The sequence below is a fragment of the Bacillota bacterium genome (genome assembly GCA_040754675.1).
Lineage (GTDB): Bacteria > Bacillota > Limnochordia > Limnochordales > Geochordaceae > Geochorda.
This window is the reverse complement of sequence record JBFMCJ010000540.1, coordinates 1-2704: the sequence shown is the minus strand read 5'-3', so window position 1 is coordinate 2704 and position 2704 is coordinate 1. Positions and strand designations below refer to the sequence as shown.

3 protein-coding genes are annotated in these 2704 nt (G+C 66.6%); 1 reads left to right on the top strand and 2 read right to left on the bottom strand.

The window, feature by feature from the left end; genetic code table 11:
- Positions 1-162: 162 nt before the first annotated feature.
- Positions 163-621 (top strand): DUF4149 domain-containing protein, encoded by a 459-nt coding sequence (locus tag AB1609_20475; GenBank protein MEW6048819.1) that lies wholly within the window; start codon positions 163-165, stop codon positions 619-621.
- A 369-nt stretch (positions 622-990) separates the two neighbouring features.
- Here the strand turns inward: AB1609_20475 and AB1609_20470 are convergent, their stop codons facing one another.
- The gene (locus AB1609_20470; GenBank protein MEW6048818.1) at positions 991-1374 is read right to left on the bottom strand and encodes a hypothetical protein; all 384 of its coding nucleotides are present in this window, start codon (positions 1372-1374) and stop codon (positions 991-993) included.
- Positions 1375-1570: 196 nt separating this feature from the next.
- Positions 1571-1768: a hypothetical protein gene (locus tag AB1609_20465; protein ID MEW6048817.1), complete on the bottom strand. Its 198-nt coding sequence runs from the start codon at positions 1766-1768 to the stop codon at positions 1571-1573.
- Positions 1769-2704: the final 936 nt, after the last annotated feature.

Here is a 2704-nt window from a genome sequence, read left to right as displayed (position 1 = left end):
CCTGCCCGTAGCCCCTCGTCTCTGACAGCGGATCGCCCCGCCGGCCAGCCTCATGCCCCGGGGAGCGGTCCGGCAGGACCTGAGGCATGGAGCGGCCGAATGGCATGCAAGCGAGGATCGCAGCCTCGATGCTTGCATCTGGTACGAAAGGAGGACCTGCGCATGGCCGCGCTGCGTGACTTCGTCTACCTGGTGGCTCTGGCGTGGTGGACCGGGACGGCGCTCTACTTCGGGGGCAGCGCGACGCCGGCCATCTTCGCCCGCTTCCCGCGCGCCCAGGCAGGCCAGATCGTCGAGACCATCTTCCCCGGGTACTACCGCACCGCCGTGGTCAGCGCCCTGGTGCTGCTGGCGGTGGGCCTGTGGCGGGTGGCGGCCGGGCGGCCCCGGGCAGGCCTGGCCCTGGCGCTGATCGTGGTCATGCTGGCCTTGGGGCTGGTCGGCGCCTTCGTGCTGCAGCCCCGCATTCACGCCCTGAGGATGCAGGCGGCGCAGGCCGGCCCCGATGCGCCGCTGCCGCCGCAGTTCGGCAGGCTGCACGGGCTGTCGGTGGTCGCCAGCGGTCTTTCGGTGCTTGCGGCCCTGGCGCTCTGGGGCGTCGCTGCTGCTTCGGGCCTGTGAGGCGGGGCCAGATGCCGAGCGACTCGGACACTCCGTCCATCGGAGAGCTCCACGACAGCTACAATAGCCAGATCCCGCACGGCAAGCGCGCGGTCAACTGCGGTGGGGATGCACGCGGGCCGATCTCGGAGCTGGCGACCCGCAACCGGGCACGAGGGCATCATACCCATAGGAGGCATCGTGGATTTCCTGCACGGGGCGGATCCAGTCCCTAACGCCTCTGCGCCCAGGAGTCATCCGATAGGCCGACGACGAGCCGGGGCAGGTACTGTATGGCGTGAGGTAGGAGCAGGTAGACAACGTCGCTCCACGAACCCCGGTCGAGTGCGGAGCCCGTAATGGAAGCGGCATTCGTAAGGGCTGAGGGCGTCATGCGTCGCCTTCGCGACGGGGTATGCTGCTGCGGTCGAGTTCTTTGCGCAGCAAGACGGACTGCGCCCCCAGCCACGCGAGAAGCAGAATCACGAGCGGGATTGCAACCACCGCGGCGCGACTGCTGTGCCAGAAGATCGGATCAAGCCGCGCCCATACGATCCGTCCGAGCCACAGAGCGAAGAAAGGCGCATCGATCAAGAGGTGGAACCGACGGTACCGGGTAGTGGCACGGCGGTAACTGTCCACCCTCAAGACGACCAGTCCAAGCCAGAGGGTCATCTCAGCCAGGGCGTAACCGGGTATTCCGGCTACCGGCGGCATCGGGGCAAGGCCCAGTACAGGCGCTACAATGAACAGGGCCACACCAAGCCAGAGCAAGATGATCGCCCCTCCTTCCCTGTCATTTCACCAGCAAGCATGAACGGCCGGATTGCCCTGCCCTCCCCGCGGCGCAGGCGGTAGGCTGAAGCCTCGGGAAACGGTGAAGAGTCCCAGTGGAAGGAGCGACCCTCCCAGTGGCCGATCTCAGCTTCGCACCGCTCGACCTGCTTCGCAAGTACCCTATGATCCCCCGTCAAGAACCCGTTTCGAGCGGCTGATCCGACTCTCCGTTGGCCCTTGTGGGGCTCCGCTGTGCGTCTTGAGGCGAGCCGTCGACAAACTGCTCGACGCGTCCGGCAAGCCACCGTAGTACCGGGGCAGGAAAGGCCTCTGCTCGCCGGTCGAGCGTAGCCAGCCGTAGCGCCAGGTCGACCGCCTCTTCCAACGCCACGGGTTGCTCCGCTTTGTGCCGCGCCGTAGCGAGGTCATCGAGCTGGGGCCGTCATGCGCCGGGGATGTCAAGAGGCCGACTCCGCCAAGGGCATAGTGCGGGCTATTTGCTCCGTTGGCCACCAACTGCACGGCGAACAGTTCGTCGGCACCAGGCCCGCGATACCCCCCTGTGGAGCGCCGCTCGCGACCCTTACCTGCTTCTACCGATACCCGTAGGGGTCCTGGCGCGCGGACACCTCCTTTCGGCGCGCGGCCTCTCGCGCGGACTTACGTTTGTGAGGTGGTGTTGGGAGGCCCATCAGAACGTGCGTCCCCACGCGGATCCGCACGGCCCAAGACGCGTAACCATGCCGGGTGGAGTTTTGACATGGTAGACGCCAGGGGTCCGGACGGCCAGCGAGCCGCACTCCGTCGCTGCCGTGACGAGGGCAGCGGGAGGGCAACGCACGCGCAAGAGCGCCGATACCCTGCGCCACAGATCCGGGTGTGGTTGCCGGCGGAACATGGAAGTCACGCTGTGTTGACGTGTCTGCGGCAGCCAAAGAAAACCCGGACGCCGCCCCCTTCTTCATCGGCAGTCCGGCTGGCCTGGGTCCAGCAAGTCAGGCAGTTCCCGGACAGAAAGTTGCGGGCCCGCCGCCTTCCAGAGAAGAGATTCCGGAAACTCCCGGATCGAGCCGGGACGCTTTTCAAGAACCGCTTCTGGAGTCAGGTGTAAGCTGGTTGGGGTTCTCAGCCCCTCAGCTTGCCCCACCGATCCGCACGGCGTCACAGGGCGGCGCTCGGCGGGGGCGTCACGCTGCCCCGCTAGGTGACCGCTCGGAAACCATACCGCATGGGGTATGCGCCGACGGGATTTGAAAAGGGGAAATCCGGTGAGAAGTGGCCATGGATTCTCCGAGGCGGTGAGCGATGGTACGGCTGAGCTATGGCA